This window comes from Elizabethkingia argenteiflava (assembly GCF_009904105.1).
GTDB lineage: Bacteria > Bacteroidota > Bacteroidia > Flavobacteriales > Weeksellaceae > Elizabethkingia > Elizabethkingia argenteiflava.
In genome coordinates, this window is record NZ_JAAABJ010000524.1 from 1 (window position 1) to 269 (window position 269).

The 269-nt window shown below is 39.4% G+C and carries 1 protein-coding gene; it reads right to left on the minus strand.

The annotated features are described in order from the left end of the window. Positions 1 to 97: 97 nt before the first annotated feature. A complete protein-coding gene (locus GNY06_RS15690) occupies positions 98 to 238 on the minus strand; it encodes a hypothetical protein (RefSeq protein WP_166519672.1) in 141 nt (46 codons plus the stop codon). Positions 239 to 269: the final 31 nt, after the last annotated feature.

Sequence of the window (269 nt, forward strand, 5' to 3'; positions counted from 1 at the left end):
ATGAGCCAGCACTTAGACTACGCACGGCCTTCTTCGTTTTACCGTTCTTACGGTTAATTTGCTCGTTAAGTTTATCTTGAGCAAGGTGGTATTCAAGCTAACCGGACATCATAGATTCCAGAAAGTGCTTCACCATTGGAGACAGAACCCCATCGGTGCCAGTCATTTTTTTTCCAGAATAAAGGCCGGCAATAGCCTCCTTCTTAAAAGACTCAAAGTCAAATTCTTCTTGTGCCATAAAATATTATATTTAAAGATAATGTTTATGA